This window comes from Mesonia sp. K4-1, assembly GCF_008017825.1.
Lineage (GTDB): Bacteria > Bacteroidota > Bacteroidia > Flavobacteriales > Flavobacteriaceae > Mesonia.
On the sequence record NZ_VRLS01000006.1, the window covers coordinates 1 to 17609 of the forward strand.

Genomic DNA, 17609 nt, shown 5'->3' on the forward strand with positions numbered 1-17609 from the left:
TACCGCGCTAAGCGGGGTGCAAATATACAACCCTTTTTCCCTAATCAACAAACAAAATCGCAACTTTTATTTAATATTCTCTTAACAACTTAAAAATGAATTATATGCAAAGTAACATTTGTTAGTATTAATCGTTGAGCATCAAATATCATAGTATAACATCTATTAAAATTAGTTAAATCTTATAAGTTCTAGATGACATTTATATATCTTTCAGTCATGGAATATTTTACTTGGCACCTATATATAATGAGCGGAATGTATATTATCGCTGGTCTTTTTCATTTTATTAAACCTAAAATGTATTTGAGGATTATGCCTAGGTATCTACCCGCTCATCTCAGTTTTGTTTACTTAAGTGGTCTTCTAGAAATTGTATTGGGTACACTTCTTTTATTTAAAGCTTATAAAGATTGGGCAATTTATGGTATCATTCTTATGCTACTCATTTTTTTGTTGGTTCATTTCTATATGCTAAGTTCTAAGAAAGCTAGTGCTGGTATCCCGCGATGGATTTTATTATTAAGACTCCCTCTTCAATTTGTTCTTATATGGTGGGCTTACTTTTATTTGCAATTTTAATTCCGTGAAAACGCTATATGAAACCTTTGCTTCTACCCGATTCTGAAATTTATTATGAAAATCACTTTTTAGATAATAAAGAAAGTATTACTCTTTTTAATACTCTTAGGGAAAAACTGGAATGGCAACAAGACTCCATTAAAATATTTGGAAAAGAATTTGACCAACCTAGATTGACTGCCTTGTATGCTGAGAATAATCAGACCTATTCTTATTCTGGAATTACTATGCAGCCAAAATTATTTACGCAGGAGTTATTAGACTTAAGAGATCGGTTAAAGGAGGTTACAGGAATTCATTTTACTACTTGTCTTTTGAACTTATATAGAGATGGACAGGATAGTAATGGTTGGCATGCAGACAATGAAAAGGAATTGGGTGAAAATCCGCCTATAGCTTCTATTAGTTTGGGAGCAGAAAGAGTTTTTAAATTAAAACACAATACTTTAAAAGAAGAAAAGAAAAAGCTACTTCTTGAGAATGGAAGCTTACTACTAATGAAAGGAACCACGCAACATTATTGGAAACACGAGATTCCTAAAACCAAAAAAATAGTTGGGGAAAGAATTAACCTAACATTTAGAATTATAACATAATTATGGAAAGAGATTTCACCGAAAGAGAATTAGATAGAATAATAGAAATGGCCTGGGAGGATAGAACGCCTTTTGAAGCTATTGAATTTCAGTTTAATATTTCTGAAGACGACGTTATTAAAATTATGCAGCGAGAACTAAAACCTTCTAGTTTTAGAATGTGGAGAGCTCGCGTACAAGGAAGAAAAACAAAACACTTAAAACTAAGAGGCGATGATGTAAATACTTTTAAGTCTAAACAGCAAAAGCACATTTCTCAAAATAAATTATCTAAAAGATAATAAGATTAACAAGGTCACCGATTGTAATAGATATAGAAAAGGATGGTTAGAGTTTGATTATCCGTAAATTTCATTTAAAATTTTAGCTAATCGAATCCCTCCTTTTTGCAATTGTTTTTTCAATTGAGGAAACCAATCATACATATACCTATATCCTAAATTTCTATTATCTTCTACAGACTCATATAATTTCTTTGCTAAAGATTGAGATTCTAAAGCCCAAGTTTCTGCACTTCCTTCTTTAATTTTTGAGATTTCAGATTTAGAAAGCTGTTGTGCGTGAGCAGACAGTTCTGTAAAACTCATATCGTAACTGTCTATCATATTAGAATCCCATACACGATGTAAGTTAGATTTTTCCCCAAACCACTCTACTTTAATATCGTTCCCTCCTCTATCTTCTGCTCTACCAACATGCATAGGTTGGTGTAGATCTCCTACCAAATGAACTAACATTTTTAAATAAAACTGTTGATCTTTAGTTTCTGTATCTTTAGATTGTAATTTATTAATGCACTCTTCTATTCCCCACACTACATTTTCTTCAAGATCTTTTTCTATTTCTGCATAAGTCTTACCATCTGGAATATTTACATAATGCCATTTACTATAACCTCTAAAAGCTTTATCACTTTTAATCTCGTCTGCAAAAGTAGATCCTACTGCAATGGTATTACCATCTAGTAACTTAGTAATTCTTTTTAAAGCTTTCTTAGAAAGATGCTTTTGTGCGATTTGCGCAGTAGTTCTATGTCCGTTTTGTCCCCAATCTTCGTTCGCGAAGATTTGCATAGAACTCATGCTAATTAGTAAAAAAAGTAAACTTAGAGAGATTTGTTTTTTCAAAACTTATATTTTTTTCAAAAGTACAATATTGTTTTAAAAATTATTTCTCTTTTCTTCAACTTAATCTAAATTTAAAACAACATTTATCTCTACAAATCGTTTTATATTAGCAAAAATTGAATTTACCCTTATGAAAAAGTTTTGCTTTTTAATTTTAACCACCATTACACAAATTTCCTTTGCACAATTTAATGTGATTGCAAACGATATTAAGATCAACCAATTTGTAGAAGGAACCCTATTAACAAGCACTGCTCAGGAAAGTCCACTTGTTATTATACTCAATGATGCTGGAGCAATAGACCGAAATGGTAATGAAAGAACCCAAACCAATAATGCTACGAAAAAATTAGCAGAAAGCTTAGCTCACAGCGGTATTAGTTCTTTTAGATACGATAAAAGAATTTTAAAAGCGCAAAAACTTAATCTGCAAGAAAAAGACTTCAGGTTCGATTTTATGGTCGAAGATGCCAAGACGACCATAGATTACTTTAAGAATAAACAAAGATTTACATCTATATATATTATAGGACGCGGACAAGGTTCTTTAGTCGGGATTTTAGCAGCGCAAAACAATGTAGACGGTCTTATAAGTATTGGCGGGGCAGCAAAAAGTATAGATCAAACTATTTTAGGTAAAATTAAACTTCAAGCTCCTGGTTTGACTCAAGATGCTACTAACGCTTTTGCGGAATTAAAAGAGCGAGGAAAAGTAAAAAACTATAATCCAGCTTTAGAATCCATGTTGCGTAAAGATTTGCAGCCTTTTATGTCTTCTTGGATGGCTTACACGCCTACTCAAGAAATTCAAAAGCTAAATATCCCAGTGCTTCTTATCCGCGGAAGCAAAGATTTACAATCCACTCCAGAAGATTTATCTGCTTTACAAAAAGCTTACCCTAATGCTTCCGTTAAGGAAATTGAAAATATGAATTACGTATTAGTAAATGTAGAGGGCGATAATGATATGGTGAACCAGAAAAGTTACTACCGTAAAGATTTACTTATTTCTGAAGAACTTACTAAAACGATCTCACTTTTTATTAAAGATAAATAAGAAGTCCTTCCTCAAAATATTTGAAGTTTTCCTAAAGTAAGTATATTTACCAAAAATCAGATATTTTATGGAAAACGCACCTGTTTTTACGAACGATGCCATTGTTTTTGGAATACTAATGCTCATTTTAGCAGCTGTATTTTATACCTCTTCAGCCAAAACTGGCTTTTGGAAAAGCTTTTATAAAGTAGTACCCGCACTTTTAATGTGTTATTTAATTCCTGCAATTTTTAATACACTAGGAATTATAAGTGCAGAAGAATCTCAACTTTATTTTGTAGCCAGTAGATACCTTTTACCAGCTTCTTTAGTTTTAATGACATTAAGTATAGACTTAAAAGCAATTTTTAATTTAGGGCCAAAAGCTTTAATTATGTTCTTTACAGGAACCATTGGTATTGTAATTGGCGGACCTTTAGCGATTCTTTTAATTTCTGCTGTTTCTCCAGAAACGGTTGGCGGATCTGGTCCAGATGCGATTTGGAGAGGTCTAGCTACTCTTGCGGGGAGTTGGATTGGTGGTGGCGCTAATCAGGCTGCTATGTTGGAGATATTCAAATTCAATCCAGAGAAATATGGCGGAATGGTCTTCGTAGATATTGTTGTCGCGAACCTATGGATGGCGGTGATTTTAATGGGAATTGCCAAAACCGAAGCGATTGACAAATGGTTAAAAGCAGATTCTTCTGCTATTACCAAACTTAAAAATAAGGTACAAGATTATACTGCTGGGATTACAAGAAACCCTTCTTTAGCAGATTATATGATTATGCTAGGTTTAGCATTAGGTGCTGTGGGTATCGCACATTGGGGAGCCGACGGTATTTCTGCTGCTTTAATTAATAATTTTGAAGTATTTAATGATAAATCATCTGCTCTATCATCGTTCACTTCTACTTTCTTTTGGATGATAACCATCGCTACCCTTATCGGGATTTTACTTTCTTTCACCAAAGCCAAACAATATGAAGGAGCTGGTGCTAGTAAATTAGGAAGTATTTTTATTTACATCTTAGTAGCAACTATAGGAATGAAAATGGATCTTTTAATGATTTTTGAAAATCCAGGGCTAATTGCTATAGGTTTAGTATGGATGACCATCCACGCTGGCTTACTTGTTGGAGTAGCTAAACTTATTAAAGCACCATACTTTTTCTTAGCCGTAGGAAGTCAAGCTAATGTAGGTGGCGCAGCCTCTGCTCCTGTTGTGGCTGCAGCTTTTCACCCCTCTTTAGCTACAGTTGGTGTACTTTTAGCAGTGATGGGATATGTAGTTGGTACTTGGGCTGCATATTTATGTGCTGTATTAATGGAAATTGCCGCGGTAAGTGCCTAAATTCACTGGTCCTAAATTTGATTCAGTATTCATAATCTAATAGTACAGTTCAATAAAAAAAAGCATATTTGCACCCAATTTAAAAAAGAAGATGAAAAGAATATTTATTTTAACACTCACTATTTTAGTAATGGTTTCTTGCCAAGAAAAAGAAACTAATTTTAGCCTTAGCGGAAATATTAAAGGATTAAAGCAAGGATCACTTTATTTACAAAAAATAAAAGATACCAGTATCGTAAATATAGATTCGGTTATTATTGATGGAGATTCTAATTACCTTTTAGAAGCTTATATAGATGAACCCGAAATCATGTTTCTATACTTAGATAAAATTGATGGAGACAAAAATGATGACATCATTGATTTCTTTGCAGAAAAAGGAGAAATGACCATCAATTCTACTTTAGACAATTTTGTGGCGAACTCAAAAGTTTCAGGATCTAAGAATCAAGCTATTTTAGAAGAGTATGAAGGAATCATAAAAAGGTTTAATGAGCAAAATTTAGATTTAGTAAAAGAAAGTTTTGATGCTCAAAAAGCAAACGACCAAGAAAAAGTGTTAGCTATCAATAAGTCGTATGAGAATTTATTAAAGAGAAAGTATTTATATACTGTAAACTTTGCTATCAACCATAAAGATAAAGAGGTTTCTCCTTATATTATCTTAACGGAAGCTTTTGATGCCAACATTAAATATTTAGATACCGTTTATAATTCTTACCAAAAAGAGATTAGAAAATCTAAATATGGTAAAGAGCTGAAAGATTTAATTAAAGAACAGCGTAAACTTTTGAAGCTGGATGATAAAGTCAGTGACAAATAGTAATTTACAATTTCATAAAAAAGGCGATGTAAAAACATCGCCTTTTTTTTATCTACTAATTGAGTTTTACAATTCTTGCATAATTTCAGCAAAAATCTCATAAGACTTTACCCTGTTTTGATGATTATAAATATGAGAAGCAACAATAACTTCATCTACTTGGGTATCCTCTAAAAATTGTTTTGTATCTTTTTTTACACTTTCTTTATTCCCAACAAACGCATATTTTGTCATCTGTTGAATGCTAGGGTGACTAGCACTTTCTTTTAATTCTTGAGTCATATTAGTGGGTGCTTGCACATAATCTATATTTCCAGTCACCACACCCAAAATCATACGTAGCATAGAAGTAGAAAGCTTTTCGGCTTCTTCATTAGTATCTGCTGCAATTACATTTACTCCAGCAATGGTATAAGGCTTGTCTAAATATTTAGAGGGCTGGAAGTTTTCATGATAAATTTGCAAAGCTTTATGTAATTGTGCAGGTGCAAAATGACTTGCGAACACATAAGGTAAACCTTTTTGAGCTGCCACGTGCGCACTATCTGTACTAGAACCCAAAATATAAATAGGCATCTCTACTCCTTCAGAGATATATGAGCGTACCTTATCCTTATTTTCAGCAGAGAAAAAATGTTGAATTTTATTTACTTCCTCTGGAAATTGATATACAGCTTTCATACGATCAGATCGTATCGCATGTGCGGTTTCTTGATCTGTTCCTGGTGCTCTTCCTAAACCTAAATCTATACGGTGGGGGTATAAATTACCTAGCGTACCAAATTGCTCTGAAACTACTAAGGGAGAATGATTGGGTAACATAATTCCGCCAGACCCTACTCTTATTTTTTTCGTTGCTCCAGCAATATGACCAATAAGTACTGAGGTTGCAGAACTCGCGATACTTTTCATATTATGATGTTCTGCTAACCAAAATCTTGTGTATCCTAATCTTTCGGCTGCTTGTGCTAAATCTACACTTTTGGCAAAGGTTTGTCCTATAGTAGAATCTTTAGCAACACTTGCCAATTCTAAGATTGAATATGGGGTTTTCTTTTTCATAGTATTAGAGATAAAAAAACGCAACTCCTTTTGAGAGTTGCGTTTTATATATTAAAATATTTAAAGAACTTATTTCACTTCTTCGAAGTCTACGTCTTCTACATCGTCTCCGCTTTTAGCATCGTCTGCTCCTTCTGCACTTCCGCCAGTTGCTCCTTGTTGAGCTCCGCCTTGCTGTGCTTCAGCTTGCGCTTTATACATTTCTTCAGAAACGCTTTTCCAAGTTTCATTTAATTTATCTAAAGCTGGCTCTATCTGCTCTAACTCTTTCGTTTCGTATGCCTTCTTTAATTCTTCTAAAGCATCTTCAACTGGTTTCTTCTTATCGTCAGAAAGTTTATCACCAAACTCTTTTAATTGCTTCTCTGTTTGGAAAATCATAGCATCAGCTTCATTAAGCTTATCTACTTTTTCTTTAGCTTTCTTATCAGACTCAGCATTAGCTTCAGCTTCTTGCTTCATTTTTTCGATTTCCTCTTCGGTTAAACCTGAAGAAGCTTCGATACGAATGTCTTGCTTTTTACCAGTTGCTTTATCTTCTGCGCTTACTTTTATAATTCCGTTAGCATCAATATCAAAAGTTACTTCAATTTGTGGAGTTCCTCTTTGTGCCGGAGGGATTCCGTCAAGGTGAAATCTACCAATAGTTTTATTATCTGCCGCCATTGGACGCTCTCCTTGCAATACGTGAATCTCTACAGATGGTTGATTATCTGCCGCTGTTGAGAATACTTGAGATTTTTTCGTAGGAATTGTAGTGTTCGCTTCAATTAACTTAGTGTTTACGCTTCCCATAGTTTCAATTCCTAAAGAAAGTGGTGTTACATCTAATAATAAAACGTCTTTTACATCTCCTGTTAAAACTCCTCCTTGAATCGCTGCTCCTAAAGATACTACCTCATCTGGGTTTACACCTTTACTTGGCTTCTTATCAAAGAATTTCTCTACTGCTTCTTGTACTGCAGGAATTCTTGTAGAACCTCCTACTAAGATTACTTCGTCGATATCACTCTTAGAGATTCCAGCAGCTTTCATTGCTTTCTCACAAGGAGTGATTGTTCTTTTTACAAGATCAGAAATTAATTGCTCAAATTTAGATCTAGATAATGGTCTAACTAAGTGCTTAGGTCCGCTAGATGTAGCAGTAACATAAGGTAAATTGATTTCAGTTTGGCTAGAAGAAGATAATTCAATTTTTGCTTTCTCTGCAGCTTCCTTTAAACGTTGTAACGCCATTGGGTCCTTACGTAAATCGATATCTTCATCTTTGATAAACTCTTCAGCTAACCAGTCGATAATTACCTCATCTACATCATCACCTCCTAAGTGTGTATCACCATCGGTAGCTAATACTTCAAATACTCCATCTCCTAATTCTAAGATAGAAACATCGTGAGTTCCTCCACCAAAGTCAAATACTACGATTTTTTGATCTTGTCCTTTTTTATCTAATCCATAAGCCAATGCTGCTGCAGTAGGCTCGTTAATTATTCTTCTTACTTTAAGACCAGCAATTTCTCCAGCTTCTTTAGTTGCTTGACGCTGAGAATCGTTAAAATATGCAGGAACAGTAATTACCGCTTCTGTAACATCTTGTCCTAAATAATCTTCTGCTGTTTTCTTCATTTTTTGAAGAATCATCGCAGAAAGTTCTTGTGGTGAATATAAACGACCATCAACATCTACTCTTGGTGTATCGTTATCTCCTTTTTTTACTTTATAAGCTACACGACCAGCTTCTCTACTAGACTCAGAGAATTTATTCCCCATAAATCTTTTAATAGAAGAAATCGTTTTTTCTGGATTGGTAACTGCTTGACGCTTTGCAGGATCACCTACCTTAATCTCTCCATCTTCTACAAAAGCAATCACAGAAGGAGTTGTTCTTTTACCTTCGGCATTAGGTATTACCGTTGGCTCGTTTCCTTCCATTACAGAAACACAAGAGTTGGTCGTACCTAAATCAATACCAATTATTTTACTCATAACTATATATTTTTATTTTTTTGTTTTTTAATTCGGTAAGCATATTTCAATCTCTGTGCCACTCAAAAAATTATGACAGGTTGTCACAAGCCTAAATATTCAATACTATAAAGATGACAAGCTTTCTTTAGTTTAGAGTTCTTTTTATTTTTCGCTTTAAGCGGAATAAAAAACACTGCCAGTTATGGAAAGCACAATTTTTTCTATCATATTTGTAAATACAAAAAATTAAACACTCTTTTCTTATGAAAAAGATAGAATGCATAAGTGTATTTGATATGCTAAAAATTGGCGTTGGCCCTTCTAGTTCTCATACTTTGGGACCTTGGCGTGCTGCACAACGATGGATAGATGAATTGAAAGGAAAAAATGTTTTTGAACAAGTAAAAAAAGTAAAAGTAGACTTATATGGTTCTTTATCTCTTACCGGAAAAGGGCACGCTACAGATATCGCTTCTATTTTAGGACTTTGTGGTTTTGATCCTGTAACGATGGATTTATCTTTACTAGATGAAACCATTGAAACCATCCATACTTTTAAAAGATTAGAACTTAACGGAGAAAAACAATTAGAATTTGATCCTACTACGCAAGTTATATTCAATAAGAAATTCTTAGAGTTTCATCCTAATGGTATTAAGTTTACCGCTACTTTAGAAAACGGCAAAACTTCTTCTTCCACGTTCTATTCCATTGGTGGAGGCTTTGTGGTTAAAAAAGAAAGAAAAAATGCTAAACAAAATCAAAAAGAATTAGCTCAATTCCCATTTCCAATAGAGAAAGGAAGTGACTTACTTGCATTTTGTAAACAGGAAGGTAAAAGCATACCCGAAATTGTTTTAGAAAACGAGAAATCTTTACGTAATGAAGATGAAATTCATACAGGGCTAAAAGATGTTTGGGATGTTATGCTAGAATCTATGTATGTAGGTTGTCACACCGATGGTGTTTTACCAGGAGGATTAAATGTGCAGCGTAGAGCTCATGGGATGCACCAACGCTTAATTGGTGATGAGCAATATAACAATCCGCTAGAATGGTTAGAATCGATTCGTAATACCGAGGTGAAATTTAGACAAATTCTCAAATGGGTAAGTTGTTATGCCATTAGTGTAAATGAAGTGAATGCAGCATTAGGAAGAGTAGTTACTGCTCCTACAAACGGAAGTGCAGGAACTGTGCCTGCCGTAATGATGTATTATATGACTATTGAAAACCACGATGCCACTTTTGAACATTTAAAAGAATTTATGTTGGTTGCAGGAGAGATAGGAAGTTTATTTAAAAAAGGAGCAACTATATCGGCTGCGATGGGAGGTTGTCAAGCAGAAATTGGCGTTTCCTCTGCTATGGCTGCGGGCGGACTTACACATCTCTTGGGTGGATCTCCCGAACAAATTTTAATGGCTAGTGAAATTGCTATGGAACATCATTTAGGATTAACCTGTGATCCTATTGCTGGTTTAGTACAAGTTCCTTGTATAGAACGAAATGCTATGGGAGCCATAAAAGCGATAAATGCCGCCGAAATCGCTTTAGAGAGTGATGCCAGCAAAGCTAAAGTGCCTTTAGATAAAGTAATTGAGACGATGTGGGATACGGCAAAAGATATGAATTCTAAATACAAAGAAACATCGGAAGGTGGTTTGGCTGTAAAAGTAAGCTTGAGTGATTGTTAATTTTTAGAGCTTTATATATTTTCCTGAAAGGTAAATTGTTTTACTTATGTTAAAAAAACTCAAATTTACCTTTATCTCTTTCATTGTTTTATCACTTACGTTGATTTTTATTTCTAATTATATTATTGTTGGAGCTGCTAAAAACAAAACATTTTCAACGCTTAGTGAAATTCCTAAAAATAAGGTAGGTCTTGTATTAGGCACCTCCAAGTACTTAAGAGACGGAAGAGTTAATTTATATTTTACATACAGAATTAATGCGACTGTTCAACTTTTTAAAAGCGGAAAAATAGATTTTGTTCTCATAAGTGGAGATAACGGAAGTGTAAACTATGACGAACCTAACGATTTTAAAAATGAACTTTTAAAAAAAGGAATACCTGAAGATAAAATTTTCCTCGATTATGCAGGCTTTAGAACGTTAGATTCTGTAGTTAGAGCTAAAGAAATATTCGGTCAAAATAGTGTTACTATTATTTCTCAAGAGTTTCATAATGAAAGGGCAATCTATTTAGCCAGTAAACACGCGCTAAGTGCAGTAGGTTATAATGCTAAAGATGTTTCTCTTAATTATGGATTTAAAACACAGCTTAGAGAATATTTAGCGAGGACAAAAGCTTTTTTAGATATTATGATTGGAATAGAACCTAAATTTTTAGGCGATAAAATTGAAATTAAATAAAAAAGCCCGTCTAAAAACGGGCTTTTTTCTGAATCACATTTTAGTTTTACTTTAAAGAATATCTATTCTTTACTTGTCTTTGTTTATTAATCTTCATTTCTAAAGAGTCATTTTTCTCTCCTAACATATCCATTAATGGTTCTAAGGAATTAACGTTCACGTTTACATCTCCATTTCCTATAGATTTTGCTAATTTTAAGATTGCTCCTATATTCATATCATCTCCTAAAACACGAGCTACTGCAAAGCCTTTTTCTTCATCATTCCCATAAATTACAATTTCATCTATAGAATCTTCATCACCTAAGTAAGATATACGCACACCACTTTTAGAAGAGCCCATTCTCATTAATAGATTATACTTTTCATTTTCTAAGATTTGTTCTATTGTAACGCGTTCTTCTTTATAGAATTCTTCATTTTCTCCGTTTAACGGTAAAGCTAGCACTACTGCTTTTTTTACCGATTTTAAAACTTCTTGATCTTTTGCAGGAAGTTGAGAGTTATCCCCTACAATTAAACTTGCAGGAACATCTAGCACCATAAAGTTCTTATTATCTTGGTGGTCTACATAATAACTTTGTAGGCTTGGTTCGCTTGTACAAGAAGCTAGTCCTAAAATTAAAACTAGTATTCCTATAATATTTATTTTCTTTTTCATTTTTTCTTAATTAACTTTTTCTAATTCTTCAGCTCCTGGTACTTCTAAATCTTTGGCTAACTTAGATACTTCCTTAAGATCAATATCTCCTGTTATAGAAAGTACTACCGTGATAGGTTTTCCATCTTCACGCCCTTGCATTAACATCATTAACTGACTTACAAAGTTTTTCTTACTACCAGGTTTAGAATAAAATTGAACATTCTTGTTATCATCTTTAAAGCTCATCAACTTCTCTAAAGAACCTGAGTTGATATGAGAATCAAAATCTTTTTTCATCTCTGCTCCTATCGATGTATTTTCGGTAGAAATAACTTTAATGTCCTTTAGATTCTCTATAAGGTTAATGTACTGTTGCATTTCTGGGTCATCACTATCTAAGTCTATTTCCGCTAAAAGCTTAAACATATTGCTGGTAATGACCATAGCATTTACATCTCGCATCTTCTCATAACGCTCAAATTTAGATTGTGCATTACTAAAAATCGGAGCCAACATAATGGCTAAAACTAAAATTATACTCTTTTTCATCTTTACTTATTTTGTTGTTATTAATTTATTTTTTGTTTGGGGTAACTCTTTTAAATACATTAGATTTTCTTTGCTGTTAGCTACTGCCCCGGTTACCATATTGAATAAATCTTGTGTGTTTTTCATAGCCAATTCATGACTTCCTTCTAGTACCAAATGTTCTTCTTGGTAATTAGAAAATTGAAATACACTTATTGCCACCATCAATATAGCTGCTATAGAAGCAATACTGGCGTATAAACTCGTACGGCTATGCTTCCGCGGAAGCTTGATTACACGCTCCTCTTCATTTAAAACAATAGCTTTCTCTAAGCTGTAAAACTGAAATAAAGGACGGTATTGTTCTAAATGAGCTTCTACCTCTGAGGAAGAAAAATAATTTTTCAATATAGTTTCTTCTTGTACTGTGGTTTCTGCCTCGAGGTACTTCTCTAAGAGAGACTCTATTTTATGCAATTCCATAGTTATGTTTTTTTAATATTTCTTTTCTAATTTTTTTTCTGGCTCTAGAGAGTGCCACTCTAATCGCAGTTTGATTCATTTTTGTAATTTCCTCCATTTCATCATACTCTAACTGCTCTATATCTCTTAACTGAATAAGTAATTGTTCTTGATCTGATAAATTTTTTATGATCTCTTGTACTTTTAAAAGTTCATCTTTTGCTTCAATTTCTTTCTGCAAGGAGCTTTTCTTTCCATCTTCATAATTACTATGAACAATTCTTAGGTTATTGTTTTTTTTTGCTTTTAATTGATCAAAACAATAATTCTTAGTAATGGTCATCGCTAAAGCTTGCGGACTGTTATAATCTTTCAATTTATCCTTCATCTTCCACAACCTTATCATCACTTCTTGTGTAGCATCTTCGGCTGCATCTTTAGAAACCAGCAATCTTAAAGACAATCGATAAATTTTATCTTTTATAGGATTTACAAACTCTAAAAATGACTTCTGATTCAATTTCCTTTTATTTGGTGGTTTCTATAAGCTTGACGTTCCAATTTAAATTTTGTTACAAAGGATTAAAATTTAATTATATTGTACTTAACTTTATCCTTTATAAGAGTATATACTATGAAAAAAACCAATTCCCTTTTACTTCTCATTATTTTTTCCCTCGTGGTCACCTCTTGTTTTAAAGATAGAGATGATGATTTCCAACAAGCTAGTACTATAGAAATACAAGACTTTATCTATAACGCTATGCAGACATTTTATTTGTATAAAGCAGATAAGCCCGTATTGGCTAATAATAGTTTTAGCTCTACAAACGAACGTAATCAATACCTAAATGGTTTTAATACGCCAGAAGAACTTTTTGCAGATTTACTCTCTAGTCAAGATCGTTTTAGTTTTTTGGTAGATAATTATATTGAGTTAGAACAAGCCTTTAACGGGACCACCACCAATAACGGTATGGAGTTTGGTTTGGTGCAACTACAATCTACGGGAGAAATTTTTGGTTATGTTCGTTACGTTCTCCCCAATACTTCTGCTTCGCAAAATAACCTGGAAAGAGGAATGATTTTTAACCGAGTTGATGACCAAATACTTACCGAAAATAACTTTAATCAACTTCTTTCTTCCAATAATTACAGTATAGGTTTGGCTTCTTTTGAAAACGGAATTTTAACTCCGCTAGACGAAACCATTAGTCTTACTAAGCAAGAATATACAGAAAACCCTGTATTTATAGCGAAAACCTTAACCGTAGAAGGACAAAAAATTGGCTATTTAATGTATAACGGATTTAGACAAAATTTTGATAGTGAACTTAATAACGCTTTCGCGGATTTTAAAGCAGATGGGATTCAAGATTTAGTTATCGACGTGAGATACAACAGCGGTGGAAGCATTGAAACTTGCAATGATTTAGCTAGTATGGTTACTGGACAGTTTAATGGGGAATTATTTATTACTCAAGTTTATAATGACAATTTTGATGATTTTGAACGTGACTTTAACAATAAAATCTCTACCGATGAGTCTATAAATAGTCTTAATTTAAGTAAAGTATATATTTTAACTACGAGTAGTTCCGCTTCAGCGAGTGAATTGTTGATTAGTGGTTTAATGCCTTATGTAGATGTTAAGCAAATAGGAACAACTACTGTAGGGAAGTTTCAAGGCTCAACGACGCTTTATGATTCTAACAATTTTAGAAGAAACGGAGATAACCTTAACTTAAATCACACTTATGCTTTGCAACCTTTAATTTTAAAATCGGTTAACGCCAACGGCTTTACAGATTATGTTGATGGTCTAATTCCTACTATTGAAGTGAATGAAGATTATTCTAATTTAGGAGAATTAGGTGACCCTAATGAATCACTGCTTAAAGCTGCAATAGATGACATTTTAGGAAACGGGAGACCTTCAGGAAGAACTCAACCATTAGAAATAAAAAATATTGGAGAAAGTAAAATGTATAACGCTACCTACCAACGTATGTATGCAGAAACTAAATAAATTTTATCTATAAAAGACAAAAGCCCGCTTTGCAAAAAAGCGGGCTTTTTTTATATAAATAGTTTAACTAGTCGTTAAAATAAAATCCGTTAGGAGCAAGACCTACTTCTACATTTTTAAGTAAAGTTCCGTTAAGGTCATATATTTCTACAAAACTGTTGGATGCAAAATCGCCACCATCTCCAATAAAAATACGGTCATCATCAACTTCAAAACCGTACATTACTCCATATTCTGAACTAGTTTGGTAAGTTATTAATGCATTAACAGGTGCTGTAGTTGCATTCAACGCCATAGTATACACTTTATTACTTGCCGTAAAATAGATATTCTCATCTTCAATTTCTAGATTGCCTGCACTAATAAAACTCCCATCTTGAGTGTAATTTAAATCTATTTCAGATTCTAAAGCCTGAGTAGTAAGATTGAACTTTTGCAATTTATTTCCGCTTAAAGCGAATAAAGAGCCGTTTTCTATTTCTATAGAGTTTAGCGCATCATTGGTAGTAAAGGTAGCTTCTACTATACTGTTGGTTGGATTAAATACAGAAATTTTATTACCAGCTCCATAGGTTGCATTTTGAATGTACAGTTTACCATTTTCTTCTTCGATAAACTCTACAGCATCTCCAATAATTACCGAATTTTCTACCAATAGGGTTTCTTGGTTAATAACAGCTACATAATCATCTGCAGTGGTAGCGAAATCGGCTTGATTGGTTACATAAAGCTTACCATTCATAGCAACACCATATCGTGGAACGCTAAGACCTGCATCTACTTTTCCTAAAAGCTCAAACGTATAACGATTGACTACTGTGATAAGATTAGATCCATTAGAAATAATATAAGCTTTCTCTTCATCAGAAAATATAGATTGTACATAAGCTCCTAAATCATCTCCACTATTTACAGTCTGAAAAATTTCTTGATCTACGCTCGCTAAGTCTTCACTAATATAAGTTACAGAGCCCGTTCCTCCTTCGTTAAGCACTAATATTCCATTATCGTAATCTCCTCTTGGTTCTTCTGGATCTGGATTTTCTGTACCTGGTGTTTCTGAGTCTGGAGTTTCTGCTACAAAATCATCATCATTACTACAAGCAGTAAAGAAAAATGTGCTCATAAAAGCAAGCATTAAAAATTTAGTAAAGTTCATCGTTTAAAAATTTAAGGTTATATAAAAATTGAGATTAAATCCTGGCATATAGCGATTTTCTACGCTTTGGTATGCTTTATTAAAAATGTTTTTGGTTCGTATACCAATTACTTTATTATTATTTTTATCTAATTGAAATCCTGCTCCTAAATTGGACACCGTATAAGCATCTAAATTATATTTAGAATTATTATCGGTTCTAGTAAAAACTTCTCCAGTGTATAAAAACTTATAATCTAAGAACCAACGATGCCACTCATAAATTGCAGAAAATGTTATTTTGGTTTTTGGGACGTAAGTAAGGAATTTAGATGTTTCTGTATTTTCTGAAATGGTATATGAAAAAGTGCTTGCAAAAGCTAGTTTTTGTTGACTCCAAGTATAAGAGTAATCTGCCAGTAGTTCACCTCCATAAGTTTTCACAGCATCTACGTTATCGGGTACCCACACGCTGTTATTACTAGGTAACCAACGTATCATGTCATTAATATCATTGTAAAAACCAGTTATATTAATAGAGGCGTTTTTGAACTTAAATATGTTTCCTACTTCTACTTGATGAGATTGTTCCGCTTTAAGCGAAGTATTACCGCTGCCTTCCCAATACAAATCGTTGAAAGTGGGCATTCTAAAATTCTTAGAGAAATTCAGTTTTAAATCATAGAAACTAGCAATGTCGTAGATTACGCCCAAAGAATATAATAACGGACTTTCATAACTGTGTGAGATTTCTTTACGGAAGGCAACGTCGTAGGTTAATTTAGGAGAGAGCTGGTGTTTTCCCAAAAGAGAAAATGAAGTGACTTCTCTTTTATTATTTCCCAAACTTGACCCTTTACCCTGAGTATTTTGATAAGAAGCAATCCCGTTAATTAAGCTATTACTGGTTGGTTTATATTGAAGATCATATTTCCCTATATAGGTTTTTGCTTCTGCAAAACTGTAATTTTGAGTGGATAAATTACCAAAATATTTATACCTTTCTTCTAAATACGCAGCTCTTGTCACCGATAAAAATTTACCGAAACTACGCTCCCACTCTAATAAATTTCGATTATTTATATCTTGGTACTTGGTTTTAGTATCAGATTTTCTAATCAAGGAAAAATGGCGTTCTCCATCTATAAATTGACTATAAAATTTCAGGGTGTTTTTTTTATTTATTTGGTAGCCAATATTGGTATTTAAAGCTTGTTGATAAAACTGTCCGTTTCTGTTTTTTCCTTTATCATCAGGGTATTCATAATCATTTTCAGATTGATTTCTGCTTAAGTCAATCGCTACAGACCAGTTATTTTTTGACAATTTCCAACCATATCGAGCATCATAGGTATTATAGCTTCCATAAGAAAAGTGAACCTGATGTTGATGCTTAGGATCGAAATCTAGATTGTTATTTAAATGGATGGTTCCACCAATGGCGCCAGATCCGTAAAGTACACTACCTCCTCCTGGTTTAACGGAAACCTCATCGTAACCTGCTATACTCAATGTATTAAAATCGGTTTGACCGTTAAATTGAGAATTGATATTGATACCGTTCCATACTACTGCGGTTTGTTGGGCGGTAGTTCCTCTAAAGCTCGGCGAAGAAACCATACCTAAACCATTTTCTTTAAAATAAACGGGGGTATTATAGTTTAAGAAAGAAGTGAGTAAAGGATCGTTTTTGATAAAAGTAGAATCGGTAAATGTGGTTAGTGATTGTCCTGTAGAAAATTGTTCTAATTTTTTAGAACTCAGCAAAACCTCCTCTAATACGTTTATAGAATCGTTTTGAGCAAATGCTTGGAAAGCACACAGGCTTAATAAAAATGTGAAAATAAAATATTTCATACACGTAAGACCTTTTACCCGA

At 33.4% G+C, this 17609-nt stretch carries 18 protein-coding genes; 9 read left to right on the forward strand and 9 right to left on the reverse strand.

Features of this window, described 5'->3' with window-relative positions:
- The first annotated feature begins 195 nt into the window (after window positions 1–195).
- Genes FT986_RS00085 through FT986_RS00095 form a run of 3 tightly spaced genes read left to right on the forward strand, consistent with a single transcriptional unit; the run spans window position 196 to window position 1459 of the window.
- Entirely contained in the window at window positions 196–582 is a 387-nt protein-coding gene (locus tag FT986_RS00085) for a MauE/DoxX family redox-associated membrane protein (protein WP_255505867.1), read from the forward strand.
- Between the two features lie 17 nt (window positions 583–599).
- A complete protein-coding gene (locus FT986_RS00090) occupies window positions 600–1178 on the forward strand; it encodes an alpha-ketoglutarate-dependent dioxygenase AlkB (RefSeq protein WP_147863266.1) in 579 nt (192 codons plus the stop codon).
- A gap of 2 nt (window positions 1179–1180) precedes the next feature.
- Entirely contained in the window at window positions 1181–1459 is a 279-nt protein-coding gene (locus FT986_RS00095; RefSeq protein WP_147863267.1) for a TIGR03643 family protein, read from the forward strand.
- Window positions 1460–1516: 57 nt separating this feature from the next.
- Here FT986_RS00095 and FT986_RS00100 read toward each other — a convergent pair whose 3' ends face one another.
- The gene (locus tag FT986_RS00100) at window positions 1517–2305 is read right to left on the reverse strand and encodes a S1/P1 nuclease (RefSeq protein ID WP_255505868.1); all 789 of its coding nucleotides are present in this window, start codon (window positions 2303–2305) and stop codon (window positions 1517–1519) included.
- 130 nt (window positions 2306–2435) lie between these two features.
- On the opposite strand from FT986_RS00100, the gene FT986_RS00105 reads away from it, so the two are divergent.
- From FT986_RS00105 to FT986_RS00115, 3 genes are all read left to right on the forward strand, one after another.
- On the forward strand, window positions 2436–3362 hold the full coding sequence (locus FT986_RS00105) for an alpha/beta hydrolase (RefSeq protein ID WP_147863268.1): 927 nt from the start codon (window positions 2436–2438) through the stop codon (window positions 3360–3362).
- A 67-nt stretch (window positions 3363–3429) separates the two neighbouring features.
- Window positions 3430–4698 (forward strand): DUF819 domain-containing protein, encoded by a 1269-nt coding sequence (locus FT986_RS00110; RefSeq protein ID WP_147863269.1) that lies wholly within the window; start codon window positions 3430–3432, stop codon window positions 4696–4698.
- 91 nt (window positions 4699–4789) lie between these two features.
- Entirely contained in the window at window positions 4790–5521 is a 732-nt protein-coding gene (locus tag FT986_RS00115; RefSeq protein WP_147863270.1) for a DUF4369 domain-containing protein, read from the forward strand.
- Window positions 5522–5587: 66 nt separating this feature from the next.
- On the opposite strand, the gene FT986_RS00120 is transcribed toward FT986_RS00115, so the two are convergent.
- Window positions 5588–6583 carry an LLM class flavin-dependent oxidoreductase gene (locus tag FT986_RS00120; protein ID WP_147863271.1) on the reverse strand — a complete coding sequence of 332 codons (996 nt, stop codon included), beginning with the start codon at window positions 6581–6583 and terminating at the stop codon, window positions 5588–5590.
- A 69-nt stretch (window positions 6584–6652) separates the two neighbouring features.
- Entirely contained in the window at window positions 6653–8569 is a 1917-nt protein-coding gene (gene dnaK / locus FT986_RS00125; RefSeq protein WP_111542030.1) for a molecular chaperone DnaK, read from the reverse strand.
- 245 nt (window positions 8570–8814) lie between these two features.
- Between dnaK and FT986_RS00130 the strand changes: the two genes are divergently transcribed.
- Window positions 8815–10248: an L-serine ammonia-lyase gene (locus FT986_RS00130; RefSeq protein WP_147863272.1), complete on the forward strand. Its 1434-nt coding sequence runs from the start codon at window positions 8815–8817 to the stop codon at window positions 10246–10248.
- 46 nt (window positions 10249–10294) lie between these two features.
- Window positions 10295–10930: a vancomycin high temperature exclusion protein gene (locus FT986_RS00135; RefSeq protein WP_147863273.1), complete on the forward strand. Its 636-nt coding sequence runs from the start codon at window positions 10295–10297 to the stop codon at window positions 10928–10930.
- 46 nt (window positions 10931–10976) lie between these two features.
- Here FT986_RS00135 and FT986_RS00140 read toward each other — a convergent pair whose 3' ends face one another.
- The 4 genes from FT986_RS00140 to FT986_RS00155 are packed head-to-tail and all read right to left on the reverse strand — an operon-like array spanning window position 10977 to window position 13083.
- A complete protein-coding gene (locus tag FT986_RS00140; RefSeq protein WP_147863274.1) occupies window positions 10977–11591 on the reverse strand; it encodes a DUF4252 domain-containing protein in 615 nt (204 codons plus the stop codon).
- A 6-nt stretch (window positions 11592–11597) separates the two neighbouring features.
- The gene (locus tag FT986_RS00145) at window positions 11598–12122 is read right to left on the reverse strand and encodes a DUF4252 domain-containing protein (RefSeq protein ID WP_147863275.1); all 525 of its coding nucleotides are present in this window, start codon (window positions 12120–12122) and stop codon (window positions 11598–11600) included.
- A gap of 6 nt (window positions 12123–12128) precedes the next feature.
- Window positions 12129–12584 carry a hypothetical protein gene (locus tag FT986_RS00150; protein WP_147863276.1) on the reverse strand — a complete coding sequence of 152 codons (456 nt, stop codon included), beginning with the start codon at window positions 12582–12584 and terminating at the stop codon, window positions 12129–12131.
- Entirely contained in the window at window positions 12571–13083 is a 513-nt protein-coding gene (locus FT986_RS00155) for an RNA polymerase sigma factor (protein WP_147863277.1), read from the reverse strand. Before FT986_RS00155 ends, FT986_RS00150 begins: the two co-directional genes overlap by 14 nt.
- Window positions 13084–13197: 114 nt before the next feature.
- Here FT986_RS00155 and FT986_RS00160 point away from each other — a divergent pair, with 114 nt between their 5' ends.
- The gene (locus FT986_RS00160) at window positions 13198–14592 is read left to right on the forward strand and encodes a S41 family peptidase (protein WP_147863278.1); all 1395 of its coding nucleotides are present in this window, start codon (window positions 13198–13200) and stop codon (window positions 14590–14592) included.
- 67 nt (window positions 14593–14659) lie between these two features.
- Here the strand turns inward: FT986_RS00160 and FT986_RS00165 are convergent, their stop codons facing one another.
- Together FT986_RS00165 and FT986_RS00170 are read right to left on the reverse strand one after the other, a co-directional pair.
- The gene (locus FT986_RS00165) at window positions 14660–15751 is read right to left on the reverse strand and encodes a YncE family protein (protein ID WP_147863279.1); all 1092 of its coding nucleotides are present in this window, start codon (window positions 15749–15751) and stop codon (window positions 14660–14662) included.
- 3 nt (window positions 15752–15754) lie between these two features.
- A complete protein-coding gene (locus FT986_RS00170) occupies window positions 15755–17587 on the reverse strand; it encodes a TonB-dependent siderophore receptor (RefSeq protein WP_147863280.1) in 1833 nt (610 codons plus the stop codon).
- Window positions 17588–17609: the final 22 nt, after the last annotated feature.